18 protein-coding genes, 1 tRNA gene and 2 pseudogenes are annotated in these 21,308 nt (G+C 63.4%); 2 read left to right on the plus strand and 19 right to left on the minus strand.

What is annotated here, in order from left to right; all coding sequences use genetic code 11:
• Nucleotides 1-57: 57 nt before the first annotated feature.
• From carB to ACWHYV_RS12410, 17 genes and pseudogenes are all read right to left on the minus strand, one after another.
• Entirely contained in the window at nt 58-3,318 is a 3,261-nt protein-coding gene (gene carB, locus ACWHYV_RS12330; RefSeq protein ID WP_447976793.1) for a carbamoyl-phosphate synthase large subunit, read from the minus strand.
• Nucleotides 3,319-3,359: 41 nt separating this feature from the next.
• Complete coding sequence (locus ACWHYV_RS12335) at nt 3,360-4,280, minus strand: M48 family metallopeptidase (RefSeq protein WP_447976794.1); 921 nt, start codon at nt 4,278-4,280, stop codon at nt 3,360-3,362.
• Nucleotides 4,281-4,304: 24 nt separating this feature from the next.
• Nucleotides 4,305-5,276 carry a signal peptide peptidase SppA gene (sppA, locus tag ACWHYV_RS12340; protein WP_447976795.1) on the minus strand — a complete coding sequence of 324 codons (972 nt, stop codon included), beginning with the start codon at nt 5,274-5,276 and terminating at the stop codon, nt 4,305-4,307.
• Nucleotides 5,269-6,444, minus strand: a complete 1,176-nt coding sequence (carA, locus tag ACWHYV_RS12345) for a glutamine-hydrolyzing carbamoyl-phosphate synthase small subunit (RefSeq protein ID WP_447976796.1) — start codon at nt 6,442-6,444, stop codon at nt 5,269-5,271. The genes sppA and carA overlap by 8 nt, the downstream gene beginning before the upstream one ends.
• Complete coding sequence (locus ACWHYV_RS12350) at nt 6,441-6,959, minus strand: DUF4149 domain-containing protein (RefSeq protein WP_447976797.1); 519 nt, start codon at nt 6,957-6,959, stop codon at nt 6,441-6,443. The genes carA and ACWHYV_RS12350 overlap by 4 nt, the downstream gene beginning before the upstream one ends.
• 12 nt (nt 6,960-6,971) lie before the next feature.
• On the minus strand, nt 6,972-8,261 hold the full coding sequence (locus ACWHYV_RS12355) for a dihydroorotase (protein WP_447976798.1): 1,290 nt from the start codon (nt 8,259-8,261) through the stop codon (nt 6,972-6,974).
• Between the two features lie 65 nt (nt 8,262-8,326).
• Nucleotides 8,327-9,250, minus strand: a complete 924-nt coding sequence (locus tag ACWHYV_RS12360) for an aspartate carbamoyltransferase catalytic subunit (RefSeq protein WP_447976799.1) — start codon at nt 9,248-9,250, stop codon at nt 8,327-8,329.
• Nucleotides 9,247-9,813: a bifunctional pyr operon transcriptional regulator/uracil phosphoribosyltransferase PyrR gene (gene pyrR / locus ACWHYV_RS12365; protein WP_447976800.1), complete on the minus strand. Its 567-nt coding sequence runs from the start codon at nt 9,811-9,813 to the stop codon at nt 9,247-9,249. The genes ACWHYV_RS12360 and pyrR overlap by 4 nt, the downstream gene beginning before the upstream one ends.
• Nucleotides 9,814-10,059: 246 nt before the next feature.
• Nucleotides 10,060-11,859: a hypothetical protein gene (locus tag ACWHYV_RS12370; RefSeq protein ID WP_447976801.1), complete on the minus strand. Its 1,800-nt coding sequence runs from the start codon at nt 11,857-11,859 to the stop codon at nt 10,060-10,062.
• A 163-nt stretch (nt 11,860-12,022) separates the two neighbouring features.
• Nucleotides 12,023-13,345 carry a glutamate-5-semialdehyde dehydrogenase gene (locus ACWHYV_RS12375; RefSeq protein ID WP_447976802.1) on the minus strand — a complete coding sequence of 441 codons (1,323 nt, stop codon included), beginning with the start codon at nt 13,343-13,345 and terminating at the stop codon, nt 12,023-12,025.
• Nucleotides 13,346-14,056: 711 nt separating this feature from the next.
• Nucleotides 14,057-15,237, minus strand: a pseudogene (locus ACWHYV_RS12380) (citrate synthase).
• A 79-nt stretch (nt 15,238-15,316) separates the two neighbouring features.
• Entirely contained in the window at nt 15,317-15,739 is a 423-nt protein-coding gene (locus ACWHYV_RS12385) for a hypothetical protein (RefSeq protein WP_447976803.1), read from the minus strand.
• 30 nt (nt 15,740-15,769) lie between these two features.
• Nucleotides 15,770-16,213, minus strand: coding sequence for a hypothetical protein (locus ACWHYV_RS12390; protein ID WP_447976804.1), 444 nt, complete (start codon nt 16,211-16,213; stop codon nt 15,770-15,772).
• Between the two features lie 53 nt (nt 16,214-16,266).
• A complete protein-coding gene (locus tag ACWHYV_RS12395) occupies nt 16,267-16,725 on the minus strand; it encodes a hypothetical protein (protein ID WP_447976805.1) in 459 nt (152 codons plus the stop codon).
• A 36-nt stretch (nt 16,726-16,761) separates the two neighbouring features.
• Nucleotides 16,762-17,253, minus strand: coding sequence for a hypothetical protein (locus ACWHYV_RS12400; protein WP_447976806.1), 492 nt, complete (start codon nt 17,251-17,253; stop codon nt 16,762-16,764).
• A 668-nt stretch (nt 17,254-17,921) separates the two neighbouring features.
• Nucleotides 17,922-18,428 carry a DUF4396 domain-containing protein gene (locus ACWHYV_RS12405; RefSeq protein WP_447976807.1) on the minus strand — a complete coding sequence of 169 codons (507 nt, stop codon included), beginning with the start codon at nt 18,426-18,428 and terminating at the stop codon, nt 17,922-17,924.
• A gap of 113 nt (nt 18,429-18,541) precedes the next feature.
• Nucleotides 18,542-18,763, minus strand: a pseudogene (locus ACWHYV_RS12410) (pirin family protein); the annotation flags it as partial.
• A gap of 244 nt (nt 18,764-19,007) precedes the next feature.
• On the opposite strand from ACWHYV_RS12410, the gene ACWHYV_RS12415 reads away from it, so the two are divergent.
• Nucleotides 19,008-19,083, plus strand: a tRNA-Phe gene (locus ACWHYV_RS12415).
• Nucleotides 19,084-19,461: 378 nt separating this feature from the next.
• On the opposite strand, the gene ACWHYV_RS12420 is transcribed toward ACWHYV_RS12415, so the two are convergent.
• Nucleotides 19,462-20,034 carry a GAF domain-containing protein gene (locus ACWHYV_RS12420; protein WP_447976808.1) on the minus strand — a complete coding sequence of 191 codons (573 nt, stop codon included), beginning with the start codon at nt 20,032-20,034 and terminating at the stop codon, nt 19,462-19,464.
• Between the two features lie 207 nt (nt 20,035-20,241).
• On the opposite strand from ACWHYV_RS12420, the gene ACWHYV_RS12425 reads away from it, so the two are divergent.
• The gene (locus ACWHYV_RS12425; RefSeq protein ID WP_447976809.1) at nt 20,242-20,655 is read left to right on the plus strand and encodes a response regulator; all 414 of its coding nucleotides are present in this window, start codon (nt 20,242-20,244) and stop codon (nt 20,653-20,655) included.
• Between the two features lie 76 nt (nt 20,656-20,731).
• On the opposite strand, the gene ACWHYV_RS12430 is transcribed toward ACWHYV_RS12425, so the two are convergent.
• Nucleotides 20,732-21,259: an acyloxyacyl hydrolase gene (locus tag ACWHYV_RS12430; protein ID WP_447976810.1), complete on the minus strand. Its 528-nt coding sequence runs from the start codon at nt 21,257-21,259 to the stop codon at nt 20,732-20,734.
• Nucleotides 21,260-21,308: the final 49 nt, after the last annotated feature.

The following is a 21,308-nucleotide window of genomic DNA, read 5'->3' on the forward strand; positions in this document are numbered from 1 at the left end:
CGAGTGATGAGTGATGAAGGGGTCCGACACTCATCGTTCATCACTCTACATTCCCCGCTATTTCCTGTGGTGCTCCTGCAGCGACCGGATCGCGAGCCCCTTTTTCTGCTGGGCCTCGATGCCCGTCACGGCGGCGCGCGCCCCGCGCATCGTCGTGAAGTACGACACCCCGTGCTGCAGGGCTTCACGCCGGATCGAGGCCGAGTCGGTGTGAGAGGCCTGACTCCCCACCGTGTTGACCACGAGGCTGATCTCGCCGTTCTTGATGTGATCGACGATGTGCGGGCGGCCTTCTTTCACCTTGTTGACCACGTCCACGCTCACGCCGTGCTGCTGGAGGTAGGAGGCGGTGCCCCGCGTGGCTTCGATCGCGAACCCGAGACGGGTCAGGCGGGTCGCCACCTCGAGCGCGGCGGGCTTGTCTCGATCCTTCACGCTGATGAACGCCCGGCCGTTGGCCGGCAGCGGCACCCCTGCGCCGCCTTGAGATTTGGCGAAGGCCCATCCGAAGTCCTGGTCGATGCCCATGACTTCTCCGGTCGATTTCATCTCGGGGCCCAGCAAGACGTCGACGCCGGCAAACTTCGTGAACGGGAACACCGCCTCCTTGACCGCCACGTAGTCCGGGAACGGGGCGTCCGTGAAGCGCAACTCCGCCAGGGTCTTCCCCAACATGACCTTCATCGCCAGCTTCGCCAGCGGCACCCCGATGGCTTTGCTCACGAATGGGACCGTCCGGGAGGCGCGCGGGTTGACTTCCAAGACGTAGAGGTCGCCGTTCTTGACGGCGAACTGGGCGTTCATCAACCCGATGACGCCCAACTCGAGCGCGAGCGCCGTGGTGTGGCGGCGGATCTGCTCGATCATCCCGGCATTGAGCGTGTACGGCGGCAGCGAGCAGGCCGAGTCGCCCGAGTGGACGCCGGCCTCCTCGATGTGTTCCATGATGCCGGCGACGACGACCTGGCGGCCGTCCGAGATCGCGTCGACGTCGACCTCGATCGCATCCTCCAGATATTTGTCGATGAGGACCGGATGGTCCGGCGACGTCTTGACCGCCGACGCCATGTAGCTCAGCAGGCCGGCCTCGTCGTACACGATCTGCATGGCCCGTCCGCCCAGGACATACGACGGCCGGACCATGACCGGGTAGCGGATCGCGGCGGCCACGCCGACCGCCTCCGGCACCGAGCGCGCCATCCCGCTGTCCGCCTGCTTGAGCCCCAGGCGGTCCAAGAGGTCCCGAAAGCGCTCGCGGTCCTCGGCGCGGTCGATCGCATCCGGGCTCGTCCCGAGGATCTTCACGCCCGCGCGCTCGAGCGGCAGCGCGAGCTTCAGCGGCGTCTGACCGCCGAACTGGACGACGACCCCGAGGGGCCGTTCGCGATCGATGATGTTGAGGACGTCCTCTTCCGTCAGCGGCTCGAAGTAGAGGCGGTCGGACGTATCGTAGTCCGTGCTCACGGTCTCCGGGTTGCAGTTGACCATCACCGTCTCCAGCCCTTCCTCCCGCAAGGCGAAGGCTGCATGGACGCAGCAATAGTCGAATTCGATTCCCTGCCCGATCCGGTTCGGCCCGCCCCCGAGGATCATGACTTTCCGGCGATCGGTCGGCCGCGCCTCGCAGGTCCGCTCGTACGTCGAATAGAGGTACGGCGTCTGAGCTTCGAACTCGGCGGCGCAGGTGTCCACCCGCTTGTACGTGACGGCGACCGGTGCGCGACCGGCGGCGCGCCGGCGGCGCCGAACCTCGCCGTGCTCGAGCCCCGTGAGTTGCGCGATGCGCCGGTCCGAGAAGCCGAGTTGCTTGGCCTCGCGGAGCAGGGCCGTCTCCTCCGAGCCGCCGCGAAGCCGAGGGCTGGCCTCGACGAGCCGGCGCTCGAACGCGACGAGGTCGCCGACCTGTTCCAAGAACCACGGATCGATGTGGGTCAGGCCATACAGCTCCTCGACCGTAAGGCCGAGGCGGATGGCGTCCGCCAATTGCCAGAGGCGGTCCGGGTGCGGCGTCGGCAGTGCGTGCCGGAGCCGCTCGCGGAGCGCGTCCGGCTGGACGTCCGCCGGGACGCCGGACTCGAGGCGATGGAGCGAGCCCAGGCCGTAGCGGTCGACTTCCAGGGATCGGATGACCTTCTGGAGGGCCTCCTTGAAGGTCCGTCCGATCGCCATCGCCTCCCCCACCGACTTCATTTGGGTCGTGAGCGTCGAGTCGGCGCCGGGGAATTTCTGAAAGGCGAAGCGCGGCATCTTCACCACGACGTAATCGATCGTCGGTTCGAAGCAGGCCTTGGTCACGCGCGTGATGTCGTTCGTGATCTCGTCGAGGGTGTAGCCCACGGCGAGCTTGGCGGCGATCTTGGCGATCGGGAAGCCGGTGGCCTTCGAGGCCAGCGCGGAGCTGCGCGAGACGCGCGGGTTCATCTCGATCACGACCATGCCGCCGGTCCGCGGATTGATGCCGAACTGGATATTCGAGCCTCCGGTGTCGACCCCGATCTCACGGATGATGCGGACGGCGGCGTCGCGCATGAGCTGGTATTCCTTGTCCGTCAACGTCATGGCGGGGGCGACGGTGATGCTGTCCCCGGTGTGGATGCCCATCGGGTCGACGTTCTCGATCGGGCAGACGATCACGACGTTGTCCTTGAGGTCCCGCATCACCTCCAACTCGAATTCTTTCCAGCCGATCACGGATTGCTCGATGAGGACCTGCTGGACGGGGCTCATGGCCAGCCCCCACTCGACCTGCCGCTTGAACTCCTCGATGTTGTAGGCAATGTTGCCGCCGGTTCCGCCCAAGGTGAAGGAGGGCCGGACGATGGCCGGAAACCCGATCCGCTCGACGTGCCGCTCGGCTTCGGCCAGGCTCGTCGCGATCCCGCTGTCCGGAGTGGTGAGCCCGATCCGCCACATGGCCTGCCGGAAGGCATCCCGATCCTCGGCTTTGTGGATCGCCTCCGCCGACGCGCCGATCAACTGGACGTTGTACTTCGCCAGCACGCCGCGTTTAACGAGCCCCATCGCGGTGTTCAGCGCGGTCTGCCCGCCCATCGTCGGGAGCACCGCATCCGGGCGCTCGCGTTCGATGACCCGTTCCACGACGTCCACCGTGATCGGCTCGATGTAGGTTCGGTCGGCCAATTCGGGGTCGGTCATGATCGTGGCCGGATTGCTGTTGATCAGGACGACCCGATAGCCTTCCTCGCGGAGGGCCTTGCACGCTTGCGTGCCCGAGTAGTCGAACTCGCACGCCTGGCCGATGACGATGGGGCCGGAGCCGATCAGCAGGATGCTCTTGATGTCGGTGCGTCGAGGCATGGGCTCCTACCGGGTTGGGTGACCCGTCTCAAAGGTCCGCGCTATCCCGCCCTCGGGACGGGAACGAGGATCGGGACGGCGGGGGCCGGCGCGATCGGCCCTCCGTCCCGGTTGTAGTGCTGCATGACTTCCGGAATCCATGCTTCGATCTGCTGGATCCGGGTGAGGTCCGACGGGTGCGTCGACAGGAACTCGGGGATCGCCGCCTGCGACCGGAAACACAGTTTGCCGATCAGATTCTTCGGGCAGCCGCTCATCCGCTCCCAGAACGGCACCGCTTCCCGCGGATCATAACCGGCCTGCGCCATCAAGCGGAGGCCGATGTAATCGGCCTCGGATTCCTGCCGGCGGTTGAACGGGAGCGACACGCCGATGCCGTAGGCGCTCATGGCGCCCATAGCGACGCCGGGGTCGACATGGCCGGCCGCCGCGCCCGCGATCGCGCCGAGTTGCCCGATGCCTTCGAGGATGCTACGGCTCACCCGCTCCGCGCCGTGCCGTTGGAGGGCATGCGCGACTTCGTGACCCATGACGGTCGCAAGCCCGGCTTCGGTCTTGGTGTACTTCAAGATGCCGGTGAAGACCGCGACCTTCCCCCCCGGCAGCGCAAACGCGTTGACCATGCGATCGTCCTGGATGACGGCGAACTCCCAGTGGTACTCGGGCTTGTTGGCCGCCGCCGCGATCCGCTCGCCGACGCGGTGGACCATCTCGTTGATCTCGGGATTTTCGTTCAGGCGCGCCTGGCGCAGGACTTCGTGGAACGCCTTCACGCCCATGGCGATTTCTTTTTCCTCGGAAATGAAGATGAGCTGATCCCGTGCCGTGCCCGGGGCGCGGACGCAGCCGGGCACGACGAGCCAGGCCGCCGCCAGCGCAGACCAGGCGAGCACCGTCCGACGGGTCACCGGAACGGCCAACAGGCGGGCCAGATCGTCATGTCGGTCCTGTGCCTGGTCCATCGAGCACGTGCATAAGGCGACCGGTCATGGCATCCAGAGGTACATGAACTGCGGCGTGCCGCCCCGGAACATCCCCATGACATCGAGAGCCGCCAACGAGGACAAGGCCCCGCCGCCCCCGCCGAGGAACGTCGAATAAATATTGTGTCGGTACTCACCGGGACGCCGGTAGGTGACGACGCGCGCCTCCCGGAGCCCGGCTTCACGCTTCGCAACCTCGATCGCGTCGTCCAGATAGCCGATCCCGTCGATCAACCCCAGGGCGGCCGCCTGCTCACCCGAATAGATCCGCCCGTCGGCGAACTTCCGGATCTGCTCGGCGGTCAAATTCGGTCGCCCGTCCTTGATCACCGCAAGGAACCGGTCGTAGAAGGACATGATGACGCCCTGAAAAATCGCGCGTTCATCGTCGGTGATCGGCCGGAACGGCGAGCCCATGTCTTTCCGGGGCCCCGACGTCACGGCGGTCGCCTCCAACCCGATTTTTTCCATGAGCCCGCGCGCATTGAAGGTCACCATGATGACCCCCAAGCTGCCCGTGACCGACGAGGGATGCGCCACCACCTTGTCGGTGGCCATAGCGACATAGTACCCACCGGAAGCGCCCACGTCCATAATCGACGCGACGACCGGGATCTTCCGTTTCTCCCGAAAGGCGCGCAACTCGTGATAGATGATGTCGGAGGCCGTGACCGTCCCCCCGGGGCTGTTGACCCGGAGCACGACGGCCTTGACCTTCGGGTCCTCCGCCGCCCGGGCCAGCTCCTCCTTGATCTGCGCGACCATGTTCGGGTGCTGGACGAGACCCTCGGCGTCACGGGAGCTGATCAGTCCCGAGAGCTCGACGAGCAGGACCTTGTCGTCGCCCTTCCCGCTGAGTCGCTTTTCCTCGAGCGGGCCGGGTTGCGGCAGGAGATTGATCGTAATACACCCGGACAGCAGACTGCCCGCCGCGAGCAGGACGCAGAGCGCCCCGATCCTGATTCGATTAGGCATGCCCCTTCTCCATCATCATGGCGAATTGTTCGAACAGATACGCGGAATCGTGCGGTCCCGGCGACGCCTCGGGGTGATATTGGACGGACAGGACCGGCTGATCGAGGCAGACGAAGCCTTCGATGGACTCGTCGTTGAGGCTCACGTGACTGACTGCCACCCGGCCGAGCGGGGTGTCGAGGACCGGCGGACGGGCCGCCGTCGAGGACACGCCGGCGACCTGCACGGCGAAGTTGTGGTTCTGTGAGGTGATCTCCACCGTGCGCGTGCGGAGGTCCATGACCGGATGGTTGGCCGCATGATGTCCGAACTTGAGCTTGTACGTCGGGAGCCCCATCGCGAGCGCGAGGATCTGATGGCCCAAACAGATGCCGAGGATCGGCGTCCGACCGATCAAGGCCTGTACCGCCTGGACGGCATACGGAACACCCGCCGGGTCGCCGGGGCCGTTCGAGAGCACGATCCCGTCCGGCTTCAAGCCCAGGACGGCGTCGGCGGGCGTCGAGGCCGGGACGACCGTGACGGCGCACCCGACGTCGACGAGCCGGCGCAGGATGTTCTGTTTGGTCCCGAAGTCGTACGCAACGACGCGGAACCGCGGCTGCCGAGTCATCTTGGCTTCGGCTCCCTCGATGCCCGGTTGCCAGGGGGCCGAGCTCTCCGTCCAGTCGTAGCGGGCCGCACAGGTCACCTCCGCGACCAGGTCGCGCCCGACGATCGCAGGCGCCTGCCGGGCTTTCTCGATTACACGCTCAGGATCGCCTTCGACGTGCGAGATGCAGCCCTGCTGAGAGCCATGGTCCCTGAGATGCCGGGTCAGTTCCCGGGTGTCCAGCCCTTGGATGCCGACGACCCCGGCCTCGCGCAGGTAGTCGTCCAGCGCCTGTTCGGCCCGCCAATTGCTCGGCCGCCGGCTCGACTCCTTGACGACGAACCCCTCGGCCCAGACCCGCCGTGACTCCACATCGGCACGGGTCACTCCATAGTTGCCGATGTGCGGGCACGTCATGGTCACGATCTGTCCTTTATAGGAAGGATCGGTGAGGATTTCCTGGTAGCCGGTCATGGCGGTGTTGAAGACGACCTCCCCGACCGTTTCCCCTTGGAACCCGAGCGCCGTGCCCTCGAAGACCGTGCCGTCTGCGAGCGCGAGAATCGCCTTGTTCACACGACCTCCTTTCTTGCCCGCAGCCAGGCTTTCAGCTTCACGGGAATCAGGGCCACGCCGAGGGCCAAGTTCGCGAGGTAGAGTACGCGGACCAGCGTATGGCTTCGGAAAAAGGCGTCGTAGGCGGCCTTGCGCGCGGCCTCCTCTTTCACGGCAAAGGCCTGCTCCTGCAACCGCACCGAGGCCGGTTCGAGAACGAAAATGATCGTGGTCGCAATCATCACCATCAGCACCGAGAGCACGGCCTCCGTCCGTGACAGGCGCTCGAGCACGCCGTCGGCGGCGAGATGCCGTACGACGGCGCTCACGAGTAACAGGCCGGCGGCCGTCAGCACCACCCGGTTGTACCCGTCGAACGCGCGCGTGAGGAACCGGCCGCCCGGCTCCATGCCGAAGGAGTTGAAGACCGCCGGAATCACCGCGGCGACGATCACCACCAACCCGCCGATCCAGAGGCTGAGCGCGATCAGTTCCATGCTGTACCAGACCAGGCGCCAGTCTCGCCCCGTGCGCACCGCCTCCATCCGTCAGGCGGACTGATAGACTACGCTCCCGCCGACGAGCGTCACGAGGACCCGCCCTTTGACCTTCCATCCGGCGAACGGCGTGTTCCGGCTCTTCGAGCGGAAACGGGCGGGATCGATCTCCCAGGTCGCCTGCTGATCCACGATCGTCACGTCGGCGTCGGCGCCGGGTGCGAGCGTGCCTCGGTCCAGGCCGAACGCGCGTGCCGGGGCCGTCGTCAGCTTCGCGACGGCGGCCTCCAACGACAAGACGCCTTCCTCCACCAAGGCCAGCGTCAGCGGCAAGGCGGTCTCGAGGCCGACGATGCCGTTGGGAGCGGCCGCGAACTCCTGCTGCTTTTCCTGCACCGCGTGCGGCGCGTGGTCCGTGGCGATGACGTCGATGGTTCCGTCCTTGAGCCCGTCCTTGATCGCCTGGACGTCCTCCCAGGTCCGGAGCGGCGGATTCATCTTGGCCATCGTGTTGAAGCCGCGCACCGCCTCTTCCGTCAACGTGAAGTGGTGCGGGCAGGCTTCGGCGGTCACGCGGATCCCCCGAGCTTTCGCCTCGCGCACCATGCGGACGGACCCGGCCGTGCTGACGTGGGCGAGGTGCAGCCGCGCGCCGGTCAGCTCGGCGAGCGCCAGATTCCTGGCCACCATCACGTCCTCGGCCGCGGCCGGGATGCCCTGCAGGCCGAGTTGGGTCGAGACCAGCCCCTCGTTCATGCAGCCGCCTTCCGCCAGGTGCAGGTCTTCACAATGATCGATCACCGGGAGGTTGAACGCCCGCGCGTACTCCATCGCCCGCCGCATGACGAGGCTGTTCATGACCGGGCGGCCGTCGTCGGAAATGGCGACGCAGCCCGCTCGGTGGAGATCGCCGATCTCCGCCAGTTCCTTGCCTTCCGAGCCCTTCGTGATGGCCCCGATGGGATAGACCCGCGCCTGCCCGGCCGCCCGAGCCTGGTCGAGGATGAACTCGGTGACGGCTTGGCTGTCGTTGACGGGGTTCGTGTTTGGCATGCAGCAGACCGAGGTGAACCCGCCTGCCGCGGCCGCCGCGGTTCCCGTGAGGATCGTTTCCTTGTACTCGAACCCCGGCTCTCGCAGATGCACGTGCAGATCGATGAACCCCGGCAGCACCAGCTTGTCCCGGGCGTCGATCGTCTGTCCGGACTTCGCCCGCGCCTTGTGCTCCGCGGTCATGTTCCGGCCGACCGCGACGATCTTCCCGTCGTCGATCAGCACATCCGCGATGCCGTCGAATCGGCCGGGATCGATCACGCGGCCGCCCTGTATGAGGATTGTCATGGCCGTCCTTTACGCTCCGAAGAAGTCGTCGCATGCCGGTCGGGTGTGGGTCTTTCCCGAGAGGGTCATGCCGCCGCTCCCGACAGCAGATAGAGAATCCCCATCCGCACCGCCACCCCGTTGGTCACCTGGTCCAGAATGACCGAGGAAAAGCTGTCGGCGACCTCCGAGGCGATTTCGACGCCGCGGTTGATCGGGCCGGGGTGCATGATCACGGCGCCGGGTTTCGCCAGCCGCACCCGTTCCGGCGTCAGGCAGTAGAGGCGCGAGTATTCGCGAATGCTCGGGAACAGCGCCCGACCCTGCCGTTCGAGCTGCAGGCGCAACATCATGATCGCGTCCACGTCCTCGAGCGCCCGGTCCATGTCCGAGTAGATCTCGACCCCGAGACGGTCCAAGCAGGCCGGGATCATCGTGGGCGGGCCGACCACGCGGACGCGGGCGCCGAGCGTCGTCAAGGCATAGATGTTCGACCGGGCCACCCGGCTGTGGGCGATGTCCCCGACGATCGCGACCGTCAGCCCCTTGAACGTGAGCTGTTTTTCCCGGAGCGTGAACAGGTCCAGGAGCGCTTGGCTGGGATGCTCGTGCCAGCCGTCGCCGGCGTTGATGACCGAGGATTTCACGCCCCGCGCGAGCGTGTCGGCCGCCCCCGCCGCCGAATGGCGCAAGACGATGATGTCCGCCTGCATGGCTTCGATGTTTCGCGCCGTGTCGAGCAAGGTCTCCCCCTTCACCACGCTGCTGGCGGAGGGCGAGAAGTTGATGACGTCGGCGCTCAGCCGTTTGGCGGCCAACTCGAAGGACGTCCGCGTCCGGGTGCTCGGCTCGAAGAACAGGTTCACGACCGTTTTCCCGCGCAACGCCGGCACCTTCTTGATCTCCCGGCCGCTGACCTCTTTGAAGGAGTCGGCGGTGTCCAGGATCAGCATGATGTCCTCGGCGGTCAGAGAGGCGATGCTGGTGAGATGCTTGTGTTTGAAGCTCATACGGCCCCTCCCACTGGGTCTTGGGCGTCCTTCAGAATGACGACGCGATCCTCCTCCCCTTCCTCCTCCAGGAACACCTGCACGACTTCGTCTCTCGATGTGGGCACGTTTTTCCCGATGTAGTTCGCGCGGATCGGCAACTGGCGATGCCCGCGATCCACGAGCACGGCGAGCTGGATCTCCGCCGGCCGTCCGAGATCCATCAGGCCGTCCATCGCGGCCCGGACCGTCCGGCCCGTGAAGAAGACGTCGTCCACGAGCACGATCTTGCGGCCGGACACATCGAACGGGATGCTCGTTTTCTTCAGGATCGGTTGATCCTTTCGGATCGCCAGATCGTCCCGGTACAGCGTGATGTCGAGGTCCCCGATCGGAACCTGGATCTGCTCGATGTCGTAAATGCGCTTCGCCAGCCGATGCGCCAAGTACACGCCGCCGGTCCGGATCCCGACGAGCGCCAACTGCTCCGTCCCCTTGTTGCGCTCGAGAATCTCATGCGCGATCCGGGTCAGCGCGCGGCCGACGTCGTTCGCATCCATGACCAGCTTTTGCTGCTTGTCCATAACCTAAGTAGGGGTAAATGTGTAATTTAGTAAGTGAGTAACCCGGAACGTTGAATGACTCCATTACTCAATTCCCCAGTTACTCTCCCTTGGGCCAAAGAGGGCATAAAAAAACCTTCTCCCGGTGAGGAGAAGGTTGCGATGAGGACGACGGACGCCCGCCCCTTGGCATGACCCGAACTCCTTGCTCACCTCACCGGATGAGCGTTAAAGGCGAACGCATCTTATCGACTGGTGAAAGAGGTGTCAAGTCGAGGCGGCGCGTGGTTTGGCGACCTGAAAGAGGGTGAGCCCGACCCTCAGACGGGCCTGCGGCAGGATCGTGCGATGCATCTGAAACGTCGGGAGGGCGCTCACGGGGCTCGCCGTGAGGACATGGAGGCCTGCCGGCCCGAACGAGGACTTGATCGACTCGGGTCCGACGAGGAAAGCCAGCCCGCCCGGCCGGAGCACGCCGGCAAGCTCCCGCACCCGGTCCTCGAGGTGCGCCGGTCGGGTAAAGTCGGCAAACGGAAGCCAACGATACACCAGGTCGTAGGTCGGTCCGCGTTCAGCGGGCGCGGGTGCCGCGGGGAGAAGCGTGATGCGGCGGAGGTCCGGAAGCCGCTGCCGGCCGGCTGCATCGTTCCACAATGCTTGCGCCTGCTTCTGGGCCAATCCCGGACGGGTATAGAGCACCGTCACGGCTGCCGGGCGGCTCAGGTCGATGCAGGCACGAAGGCCCGCGTCGAGGTTGTCCACCAAGACGTCCCGCGCCTGACGAACACGCTGGGCGAGGTCCGGGTGTTCTTCGAAAAGGTCCTCGAGATAGTCGGTGACGAACGGTTGGCTCGCGGCTTCATCGATCTCCGTGTCGTCCTCGGGGTACAGCAGGACGGCGGAAAACGCCTCGGCCGGCGTGACCGCAGGCGGGCCGTCTCGAAACAGGGTGCGCCATTCCAACACGGGCTCCGTCCCGCCAGGAGGGAACGCCGTCCGAGGGAGCGTCGAGACGTCTCGCAGCGAGCCCCACGCGGGGCTGAGCGGCAGCTCGGCGACACGATCGCCGTCCTTGAGGATGAGCGAGGGGCCACGGACCCCCAGAGCCCGCCCGCACGGCGGGAACGCCGCCCGTTCCACGTTGGTGTAGCTCAGTCCTGTGGGGTCGTCCGCGAGCGTGGCTTTGAGCGCCGTCTCGCCCTGGATCGTCACACATAGGCGCCGGCCGGCATCGAGATACCGCCGGGGCGGCTGCGGGGACGGGAGCCACGTGACCTCGTGGGACCGAGTCGGATCCATGAACACGGGGAAAGGCGATTGCCCGCCGGGCGCGGACGGCACGAAGAATGAACTGAAGAGACGGTAGGCGGCCTCGGACGGATACGTCGGGATGCCGCGATAACGCAGCGGCAGCGGCTCCCGGCCCGCGTTCTGATCGTCGTACAGCCCGCGAATCAATTCGAACGCGGCGGAACCGGTCCCGGGCAGCAAGGACTGAAACAGCTCGACGACCGGGAGAAAGTCGATCCGGCTCCAGTGCATCGCGCCCATACAGGCCATGAACGTCGCCCGGTCGAAGGTGCCGTCCTCGAGCACGTAGAATGCATCTTTTTTGTGCCGGATCGTGGCGCGGCCCCGGGAATCGATCACGAGGTCCTCATCCCCATAGAAGAAGCGCACCTCCTCCATGGGCACATGCAGCGCCTGGGCCGCCATGCCGCGCAGATCGTCGGCCTTCAGACGTTGCCACCCCGGCTTGCGCGACAGATCGAGGACAGTGGTATTCACCAGGCCGCCGGATCGCACCCCGACCCACCGCCCCCAATCCAAATAGAGCCTCGCCCGGCGCAGATGGATGGATCCGCCCTCGGTCTCCCACTCGCATTCGTGCAGCGGGTTCCCGTCGGGGTCCGTAGCCAGAATCCGGCGGCCATGACGTCCATAATACAGGAGATGTCCGGTCGGCAGACGCACCGCACGCCCGCCGGCCGCCGCGAGGTCCTGACCGTACGCCAGGTTCGAGGGAAAGGACAGAGAGCCGGGTCTGGCGAGAAAGGCCTGGAGCACAGGGAAAGGTTAAGGTTGAGGCTCAGGTTGAGGCACGTGGAGAGAGGTTAAGGTTAAGGCTGAGGTTGAGGTTCGGATGTAAGGCGGCGCAACCATCTTCCTCCCGACTGTCTCGTCCGGGAATTCCCTCAGCCTTAGCCTTAGCCTCAACCTTACTCTTCCCTCACTCCCTGATCTGGCCGCTTCCGAGGACGACGAATTTCGAGCAGGTCAACTCCTCGAGCCCCATCGGTCCGCGGGCATGGATCCTGGTCGTGCTGATGCCGATCTCGGCGCCGAGGCCGAATTGGTTGCCGTCGTTCAACCGGGTGGACGCATTGACGAGGACAGCGCTGGCGTCCACCTCGCGGACGAACCGCAACGCCCGCCCGTAGTCGTTCGTGATGATCGCTTCCGTGTGGCGGGAGCCATAGCGGGCGATATGCTCCATCGCCTCTTCCAGGTTCTTGACGATCTTCACCGCGAGGACGAGGGCCAGGAATTCACGGCCGTAGTCGTCGTCGGCCGCCGGCTTGATGTCGGGGCAGACTTGCAGGGTCTTCGGGCAGCCGCGCACCTCGACCCCTGCGGCGGTCAATTCGGCGATCAACTCGGGCAGAACCGACCGCGCCGCCATCTGATGGACGAGGAGGGTTTCCATGGCATTGCAGGTGGAGGGCCGCTGGACCTTGGCATTGACGCACACCTTCTTCGCCATCGCGACGTCGGCATCGGCGTCGACATAAATGTGGCACACACCTTTGTCGTGCTTGATGACGGGGATCCGGGACTGCTCGGTCACCGTCTTCATCAGCGACTCCCCGCCCCGCGGGATGATGAGGTCGATGAATTGATCCTGCTTGAGGAGCTCGGTGACGACCTCGCGATCGGTGCGCTCGATGAAGGTGATCGCACCGGCCGGGACGCCGGCTTGCTCGGCCGCTTCGGCCAGCACCCCGGCAATCGCCGTGTTCGAGCGAATCGCCTCCGAGCCGCCGCGCAGGACGCACACGTTGCCGGATTTGAGACACAAGGCCGCGGAGTCGGCCGTGACGTTCGGGCGGGACTCATAGATGATGCCGATGACGCCGATCGGGACGCGGACTCGGCTCACCTGCATGCCGTTCGGGCGCCGCCATGTCTTGATGGTCTGTCCGACGGGGTCCGGAAGGGCGGCGATCTCCCGGATCGCCGAGGCCATTTCGGCGATGCGCGCCGTCGTGAGTCGGAGGCGATCCGCCATCGCCTGCTTGGCCTTGCCGGTGCCGAACGCCTCGACGTCCTCGGCGTTGGCGGTCAGGATGTCGTCGGCCTTGGCGTCCAAGCCGTCGGCCATCGCCCGCAGCGCCTGATTCTTCACCGCGGTCGACAGCGACGCGAGGCGCCCTGAGGCCGCCCGCGCCTTCTTCACCAGTTCTTGGACGTACTCCGGAACCGGCGTCGCTGCGGCTTCATCGGCGGGCTGGTCCACACCGTCCGTAGGTTCCTTCGCGCGATCTGCGTCCATCGCTCCTCCGATCGTCGGCCACTGGAGAATACCGCCCGCATCAACGGAGCGTCAAGCAGCCCGACGCGATTGCAGTGGTCTTTCCAGTGTAAGGCGGCACATACAACGCAGAAAGCGCCGAATCCGTGTTGCAGTTTTCGAAAGGTATGGTCTGCAAGGTTCGTCTCGTGAGTCCCGGTTGCGAAGCCAAATGTCCCAATTCGACTGGAACACCTGGCCTGTAGATGGGGGCGACTGAAAAACGTCCGCCAGCGGGAAAACGGATCTCGATGCCCAAGCCCCTGCCGGGTCTCAATCCAATCCTTTCTGGCCCATATAGCACGGCATCAAGAGCTTCATCCGGGGAAGGTGAGTGTGTCGCTTCATGGTTCGTCACCGTTACGATCGTTGCATGGCTCCGATGTCTAAGGAGCCCAGGCCTTGATCTCCGCTACAGCGCAGAAGGCCCGCCACCCTCTTTCACGGCCTGTCGCCTTTTCGCCACAGCTTCTGCTTGGACCACGTTTTTGCAATGGTCACAGATCCAATGCCCATACAACAAGGGTGGCCCGATCTGCCCGCAGAGCAGACAATGGCTCGGCTTTTCGTACGGTGGTATCTCCTCAATCTTCTCTTCGGATTTCATTGTTATTTTGTCTTCTGCCTTTCGCATGATGCCCTCCCTCGTTTGGGCGCGGTACATGCGCCAAGGTGTACGGCGCCAACAACCTCTTACAGCGCTCCCAGCCGGCGCTCGATAGGGACATAGACTCGGCCATGCTGTCCTTCATAGATCTGGTCCGGGCGGAAGAGCTTGTTGTCCTTGATCTGTTCCAGCCAGTGCGCCAACCAGCCGCTCACGCGCGCGATCGCAAACACACACGTGAAGAAGTCTTCATCGAGGCCCATCGTTTTGTAGAGCACTCCGGAGTAGAAATCCACGTTGGCGTGGATGCCTTTCCCCGCCAGCAATTCCTCTCCCACACGCTCGACCTCTTCGGCCAGCCTGTAGAGTGAGAACGCCCAGACTGTGCGAAGAGCTGCTGCGCCAGCTTTTGAAGGATGATGGCTCTCGGATCTTTCACCTTGTAAAGGCGATGACCAAATCCCATGAGCTTCTGCTTTGCGGCAAGCCTCTGCTTGATGTATGGCCGGACATTGCCCACGGATCCGATCTCCTCCAACATCTCCACGGTCTCTTGAGCGGCTCCTCCGTGCAGCGGTCCTTTGAGGGTGCCGATGGCCGAGGAGACGACGGTATAAGGATCGGTCAGCGTGGAGGCGGACACCATGCCGCTGAACGTGGACGCATTCATCGTATGCTCAGCATGAAGGATGAGGCAGGTGTCCAGCACTTTCGCGGCCAAAGGGTCCGGTCCTTTCTCGGTCAGCATGTAAAGAAAGTTGCTGGCATGGTCCAAGTCATCGCGAGGCTGGATCTGCTCGTCGCCCCGTCGGAGCCGGTGATAGGCGGCCACAATCGTGGGGACCTTGGCGATCAATCGGACAGCCGACCAGTATTGCACCTGGCGATCCAAGACGTTTCTAGCCGGATAGAACATCCCCAGAGCCGCCACGGCCGCTTGGAGCGCATCCATTGGACGTCCGTGCTCCGGGAGACACTTGATGAGGTCCGTAATCCGATATTTGATACGCCGGTGCTGCGTCACATCGGCGGTGAACCGGTCCAGTTCAGCCTGATCCGGGAGCTGATCGTAGAGCAGCAGGTAGGTCGTCTCCAGAAAGGAACTGCGTTCCGCCAGCTCTTCGATTCGAATGCCCCGATATTCGAGTAGACCCGTCTGGCCATTCACAAAGCTGATGGAGGACCTGGCGGCCGGCACACCGGCTAGGCCTGGTGAAAACTCCTGCCGGAATGCATCCCGCGTGGTACCCGTAACGTCTCTCGTCATGGTCCCGACCTCAGGTCCCTCTGTCATGTTGCACCTCTATGGGGTTTCTACCCCGCTCTCGCTGCCTCTTCCATTGTGATCATTCCTCCCAAAAAAATTGCTCCCACTCCACGGTCTGATCCCACCGCCGCTTATGCCGCTGCTCATCATGAAACGCCGTTGGGGTGGCCTGGTAGCAAAAGTCCCAGATGGCTTCTGCAACTTCAGGTCTGATCCCAGCCTCACGGGTCTCCAGCATTTCCATGAATCGGTTCAGGGCCACATACGCTCCATGGAGCTCCTGCCTTCGCAACGTGTGCCGCACAAGCAGCAGTTGCCCGAGATAGGGCTCAAACGAGCCCTCCCGCTCAATCCCCCTCTGGATCAGGACGAAGCCGCTCAGCTTGTCGATCCACCCTTCAGGCAACCAGGTCTCACCGCTGACGTCTAATGGCGGACTGAAGAGGATGATAGGCGCGAGCGCAGCCAGCGCGAACCGAATCAATGAGATCTTGAATCTCATACCTGACATGATCGCTTGCGCGTTCCGGCATCATGGAACCACGCGGACCGTGCTCCGTAGTTCCTGCTCTGGTCCGTGCAACGGACAGAAGAACTGATAGAAGTGCACTGCCCGCGCGTGCTTCAACTGTTCTGTGCTGACCCGGACTCGCACGATCTCCCCGGAGGTCACGTAGACCCGTAACGGCTTCACAGCCGCCACCTCGGGTCCTTCTTCAATCTGCTCGAGCAGCCCCGGCGCTTCAAACACATGCGTGCGCATTGTCGGATTCTCTAGGACAAATACGAGCTTCTCGTCGAGATCCGAATTCCGGTGGATGACCACCTCGCGGGGGGACCAGGCCGCCGCGCTGCCTTCGAGATCATGGATGACAAAGCGCAGTTCCTTGGCCAGACCCGTTGAAGGCACCGAACAGCTCCCTGCCATCATCAGAAGAAAGCTGACGGTTGAAATCCGGCTGGAGAATCTGTTCATGCGGCCCTCATTCGTTCGGTCTCCTTCAGCGGTCCAACCCGATGGAACGCCCCCTATGGGACGACGTAAATCGTGCCTCCCAGATGGGCATCGCCTTTGTGCAGTGGGCAGAAAAATGGGAACCCTTGTGTGCCGATCAGAACCCCGGCAATGGCTTCGAACTGAGCCGTGCTGATCTGCACCCGCACCACGTCCTCCGGTGTGACGTTCACCCGTAGCGGCTTGCGTGTAACTTCCCCGCCCGCAGTCATGACCTCCTCGAACAGTCCATAGGCAGCGAAGGCATGAGTGCGATCCGTCGGATTCTCCAACACGAAGGCCACACCGTCCTGCATCTCCGTGCTCCGGTGAATCACCACGTCCTGCGGGACCCACACCGCCCGCTTGTCCTCGATGTCTTGGACCACAAAGTGAAACTCCGCAGCCCCGGTCGGGCTCCAAAGCCCTAGCGCGCCGACCAGGGCCGCGGCCGCCAAGCCCCTCGTGAGATGGGATGGCCTCGAGCCGGTCATGGTGTGAATCCTTCCAGCTGGAGGCGAACGGTGCGATCAGCCGCCGCCGATCTCGCCTCTGGTTTCAATGACGTACACCTCTCCTTTCACTTCCGGGTGAATGTCGCACCAGATTGCGTGACGCACACTCTCCGCGACGCCGGTGGCAGGATCAAATTTCGACGGTGCGGTCGCGAAGCGGAGCGTCATGATCTTTCCCGGATCCACGTGGAACGACCTGACGTGCTTCCCACGGACCTCGGTTCCGCCTTCCATGCGGACATCGACATCTTTGAACAGCGTCGAGGCGAACCCATGGGTGACGTTGTCCTCGTTGCGAATCACGATGGTCGTCTCGTGTGACGGCATGGTGAAGCCCGCGGTTTCATACCCATGCTGCCGGTCTTTGATCGTGATCTCCAGCCGCTGGCGCGCCGCTCCCATCCCGGGCGCTTGGGCATACAAATCGTCCGTTCCGCCCGGCAATGTCATCGCCGCCAGCACAATCGGAACCGCTAATAATGTAGTTGTGTGTCCTCTGATCTTCATGATCGACCTCCTGAATTCTTAGGCACATGGCTCACTGCCTCCTCTTACGCCCCCTTCTACACGCCACCTCTCCCCGCGATTCCGAGCGTCACCTCCTTTCGGTGAGTCGGTCCATCCGTCATCCCCCGCGACGCTCGATGATGAAGAGTTCCCCCTTCACATCCGGGTGCATGTCGCACCAAATCACGTGACGCATCAACGGGCTCATCATCGTGAGGGGGTTCCGCTGAGTCCTTGGTGAAATCGAGCGTCATGAACAGCCCAGTGCCCCCGCGGTGAGGCCCGTTAGGGCCAGCAGGATCGCCGCCGTTCGCCTGACGTCCTGGATGATCCACATCGCGCACCCCGACCCTCCTTCCCCTCTTTGGGTCGAAATCCTCGCTCATGCACCACCCCACCGGGATCTTGATGGGAGAATCTGACCCTGCAGTTACATGTTCGATCAGGCGTGCCCGAGGAACAATGAGCCGGCTGCCTCATTTTGGGAATGATCCAGATGCATCGTACGGAAGCGGATCGGGCTCGGTGCCAAGGATGGATGGACTCAGGCCGGAGGATTTGCTCTCCGATTAGAGATTAGGGAGACGGCGTTTGATGATGGAAGACGACGGCTGGTGGCGCTCCGATAAATCCTTCCTTCAATGCCACCAGCGAAGCGGTCTTTCTGGTCAATGATGGGCGTGGACCAAGGCATGGCCGCGCCCCTTGCTGATGAGCCAGCGATTCACCGGCAGCGCGGCCACGAAGGCCACGACCAGCGAGAACGCAAGGCTTCCCCAGAACAGCAGGCTGCCCAGCCCCGCATTCATCGCGCCCGGGATCGCCAGCACCACGGCATTGTCCACGATTTCCATCACGGTGATCGAGAGGGTGTCGGAGGCCAAAGCCAGGCCCACCGCCGCCTTGAACGCCATCCCGGCGCCCAGGAGCGGCCAGAGCGTCATCGCGTAGCCGAAGAAAAAGGCCAGCGCGACGGACAAGGCGACGGTCGCGGCATTGGCCCAGCCGAACGCCGTCCCGATCACCATCCCCAGCACCTCGCCGATCGCGCAGCCGGTCAGGCAGTGGATCGTGGCCGACACCGCGAGGCGGTTGAGGGATCTGCGCTCGTCCACCCTGGCGTGGTGCCGCTGATCTCCATGCTCATGATGCGCGTGATCGCTTCCGGTCGCCATGTTCCTCCCCTTTTTCGAGGTCCTCAAGACGCCTCGAGGTATTCAGGTCTTCTTGGGATGAGCCTTCTGTTGCCCTCGGAGTCTTTGTGCTCGAGCTCGCCGTCGAGCACTCAGGCCACGATTTCCATATCGTGATGCGGGTGTGTCCGGAATCCCGTGTTCGGCCGCACCACGTCGTCATTGCTCACGAGCAGCAGACCATGAGGCGTGTTGCGAGGATCATAGTGGCCGCCGAAGCTGAAGCTGTGATGCGAATCCAGCCAACTGCGCTGTGTCTGAAACCGCTGGCCGCTTCGCCGGATCTCGACGTGTGGCTGCAATCCCGTCGGGGTCATGACCGCCTCCTTGCTGAAGATGGTGCCTCTGCCGCCCCAGATCCCCCGTCGTACTGACGGGCTGGACCGTGTGGCGTCGGCTTCATGGCTGCGATAAACATCCATGCGCCATTTGGGAAGAACGCACCATTGGTAACCACGAACGCGGGGGCTCGGCATGACATGGAGCGCGAATTCTGCAGTGATCTTGACCCAATCGAAGCCCTTGAGGTAAGGTGCACCCTCCACGTGAAGCCATGAGCGTGCCGAGGTAGCTCAGTTGGCAGAGCACAGCCCTGAAAAGGCTGGTGTCGACAGTTCGATTCTGTCCCTCGGCACCATACCCTTCCTCACTCCATTTTCAGCGCGTGTCGGGGCTTTTTGCCCGATTGTTTCTCCAAATAGTCGTCGTCCAAGACCACGAATACCGCCGTCACCAGTCGATCTAAAGGCCTTCCCGATTGGCGCCTGGCCCGCCGCTTGGTAGAACACGGCAACCGGGATGCCTTCCGCCCGTTCTTGCACCCAAGGTCCGCTTGGGTTCTTCAAGACTCCAATGATTGTTCAAAAGAAAGGGCCGCAGAAGGGACCGCACCGAAGGTCCCAGGGGACGAATCTGGAGAACCTGAGGCCAGGACGAAAGATAGACGATTCTAGCGAGGGGCGGGAGGTCTAAGAGAAAACGCAGATTGGGGTTTCACTCTCTCTCGTCACTATTGTTAATCCGAGGAGGCCAGGTCGCGCAGTCGAACGATGGCTGTAAACGTGGATTGTGCCAGGCCCTCGAGGATCGCAACTTCTCCTTCTGTGGCCTGATGACGAATCGCCCAATAGGCGCCGATGGTTCCGATAGGGACTTCCATCCCAATCGGAACGATCGCGAGGCTCTTTACGAATGTAGTGCGGTAGAGGTCCAGCGGGATTCTCGGGTCGTTTTCTAGAATCGGGACCGTTACCGGACACCGATTGAGAATGCTCCAGCCTGAAATACAGTCCGAGATCGGAAACCGCTGTCCTTTCCACAGAGGCCGAATTGCCGACTCGTCTGCATAGTAGACCTGATCGACTTCTCGAAGCACGAACGTCACTCCGTCTGCACCGGTCATGTCTCGTGCCGAGGTGCGGACGATCGCCATAATTTCGGGAAGACCAATGGCTTTGGCGATCCGTGCAGAGGCCTGCGTCAGGCCTTGCCTGTTGGTACGCTTCGTCTTCACGTCTCCGGGCTCGCCTTGACCGTTACCTGAGCTTTCACCATCGCGGCACCGCCAAGAGCACCGCCATTGCGCCATTCTCTGCCGCCGGACTTAGGGGTGCAAGCGAAATAATCGGCAAGTCCAGACGCACGGCGAGCAGCGATCCAGGAACCGTACTCCGTAGGTGCGATCATCACGCGGAAGCCGACAAAGGCATGGTGTGCCTGCCGGAGGTCGATGCACAGAGCAGGCTCTGATACTTCAGAGAGATTTATCGGCCGTGACTGTGCTATTGTCCATCCCATGTCCGTGACCAGTGCGCACCCGTCGCCGTCAACACGGCGCGTCCTTGTCATCGATGATGACGCGGCAACGCTCGTGGCCATTCCCGAGCTGATCGCCATTCATCGTCCGACCTTTCACGTCGATACCGCTACGAACCTGGCGGAGAGCTCGACCTACCTCGACGACTATCAGTGCGACGCGATCGTGGCTGATGTGCGGATGCCGGGAGAAGACGGAATCAAGTTGATTCGGCGTCTCCGAGACAAGGGACACCGGATTCCGGTAGTGATTGTGACCGCCGATGTGACCGATGTGGTCGAGGATGCGGCGTTTGGGGCCGGAGCCTATGCCTTTCTCCGAAAGCCGCTCGATGTGAAGCAGTTTCTCAGGGTCCTGGATAGCGCCGCTCATTACCCGCACGGCGATTTCTGAGCCCGACCATGGTCCGAGGCTTTGCTCGGCACCTCTGCCGCTGAGTCTTCCGCCACTCACCAAGGCGCGTCACGCCTCAAAATCGATAGCCGATCTCGACGAGATACAGGTCCACGCCGAGTCCTCCCTTGTACAGAGCCGCATCGGAAAAATGTTGGAGACGAAGCCCGAGATGCGCGTGTGCCGAGGGATTCAACGCGATTCCGGCAGTGGCAACGAATTGAAACGGGCCACCGAAGTCTTGATCCCCGAACTTCTGCCTCGTGAAGACGGCGCCGCCGCCGCCCACGTCGAAAGACAGCGCCCCATTCCATGCGGTGAGGGCGAGAGCCGGAACGACCGTAGCCACGAACCCGGTGTCACCGGCGCCAACGAGGGCGCCGCCGCTGGTAATGAGTCGCGTCTTAAGCGCCCACCCGGTCTCGCCGAGCGGCCAGCCCCAAGGAAGGTCGAAAAGGGCGGCGAGATCGTACAATTGGAAATTGTGTTTCTGTTCCTTGCCCAAGAACGTTTGTCCGCTAAAGCCGACACGTGCGCTCACGCTGATCAGTCTTACATCCTCTGCATGGCTTTCATGGATGGCCAGCGAGGCGATGCTCACCATGAGGACAACGCCGTACTTCCATACTGAGGTCGGCCGTCGGCTAATGTTT

It is taken from the genome of Candidatus Nitrospira bockiana, assembly GCF_965152565.1.

Bases quoted from the DNA above. Each gene is read 5' to 3' on its own strand.
- ACWHYV_RS12355 (WP_447976798.1), bottom strand. From the start codon at position 8,261: ATGACAATCCTCATACAGGGCGGCCGCGTGATCGATCCCGGCCGATTC.
- ACWHYV_RS12420 (WP_447976808.1), bottom strand. From the start codon at position 20,034: ATGGCGCAATGGCGGTGCTCTTGGCGGTGCCGCGATGGTGAAAGCTCA.
- ACWHYV_RS12385 (WP_447976803.1), bottom strand. From the start codon at position 15,739: ATGAGATTCAAGATCTCATTGATTCGGTTCGCGCTGGCTGCGCTCGCG.
- ACWHYV_RS12405 (WP_447976807.1), bottom strand. From the start codon at position 18,428: ATGGCGACCGGAAGCGATCACGCGCATCATGAGCATGGAGATCAGCGG.
- ACWHYV_RS12375 (WP_447976802.1), bottom strand. From the start codon at position 13,345: ATGGACGCAGATCGCGCGAAGGAACCTACGGACGGTGTGGACCAGCCC.
- sppA (WP_447976795.1), bottom strand. From the start codon at position 5,276: ATGCCTAATCGAATCAGGATCGGGGCGCTCTGCGTCCTGCTCGCGGCG.
- ACWHYV_RS12360 (WP_447976799.1), bottom strand. From the start codon at position 9,250: ATGAGCTTCAAACACAAGCATCTCACCAGCATCGCCTCTCTGACCGCC.
- ACWHYV_RS12400 (WP_447976806.1), bottom strand. From the start codon at position 17,253: ATGAAGATCAGAGGACACACAACTACATTATTAGCGGTTCCGATTGTG.
- pyrR (WP_447976800.1), bottom strand. From the start codon at position 9,813: ATGGACAAGCAGCAAAAGCTGGTCATGGATGCGAACGACGTCGGCCGC.
- ACWHYV_RS12390 (WP_447976804.1), bottom strand. From the start codon at position 16,213: ATGAACAGATTCTCCAGCCGGATTTCAACCGTCAGCTTTCTTCTGATG.
- ACWHYV_RS12430 (WP_447976810.1), bottom strand. From the start codon at position 21,259: ATGGTGAGCATCGCCTCGCTGGCCATCCATGAAAGCCATGCAGAGGAT.
- ACWHYV_RS12425 (WP_447976809.1), top strand. From the start codon at position 20,242: ATGTCCGTGACCAGTGCGCACCCGTCGCCGTCAACACGGCGCGTCCTT.
- carB (WP_447976793.1), bottom strand. From the start codon at position 3,318: ATGCCTCGACGCACCGACATCAAGAGCATCCTGCTGATCGGCTCCGGC.
- ACWHYV_RS12335 (WP_447976794.1), bottom strand. From the start codon at position 4,280: ATGGACCAGGCACAGGACCGACATGACGATCTGGCCCGCCTGTTGGCC.
- ACWHYV_RS12395 (WP_447976805.1), bottom strand. From the start codon at position 16,725: ATGACCGGCTCGAGGCCATCCCATCTCACGAGGGGCTTGGCGGCCGCG.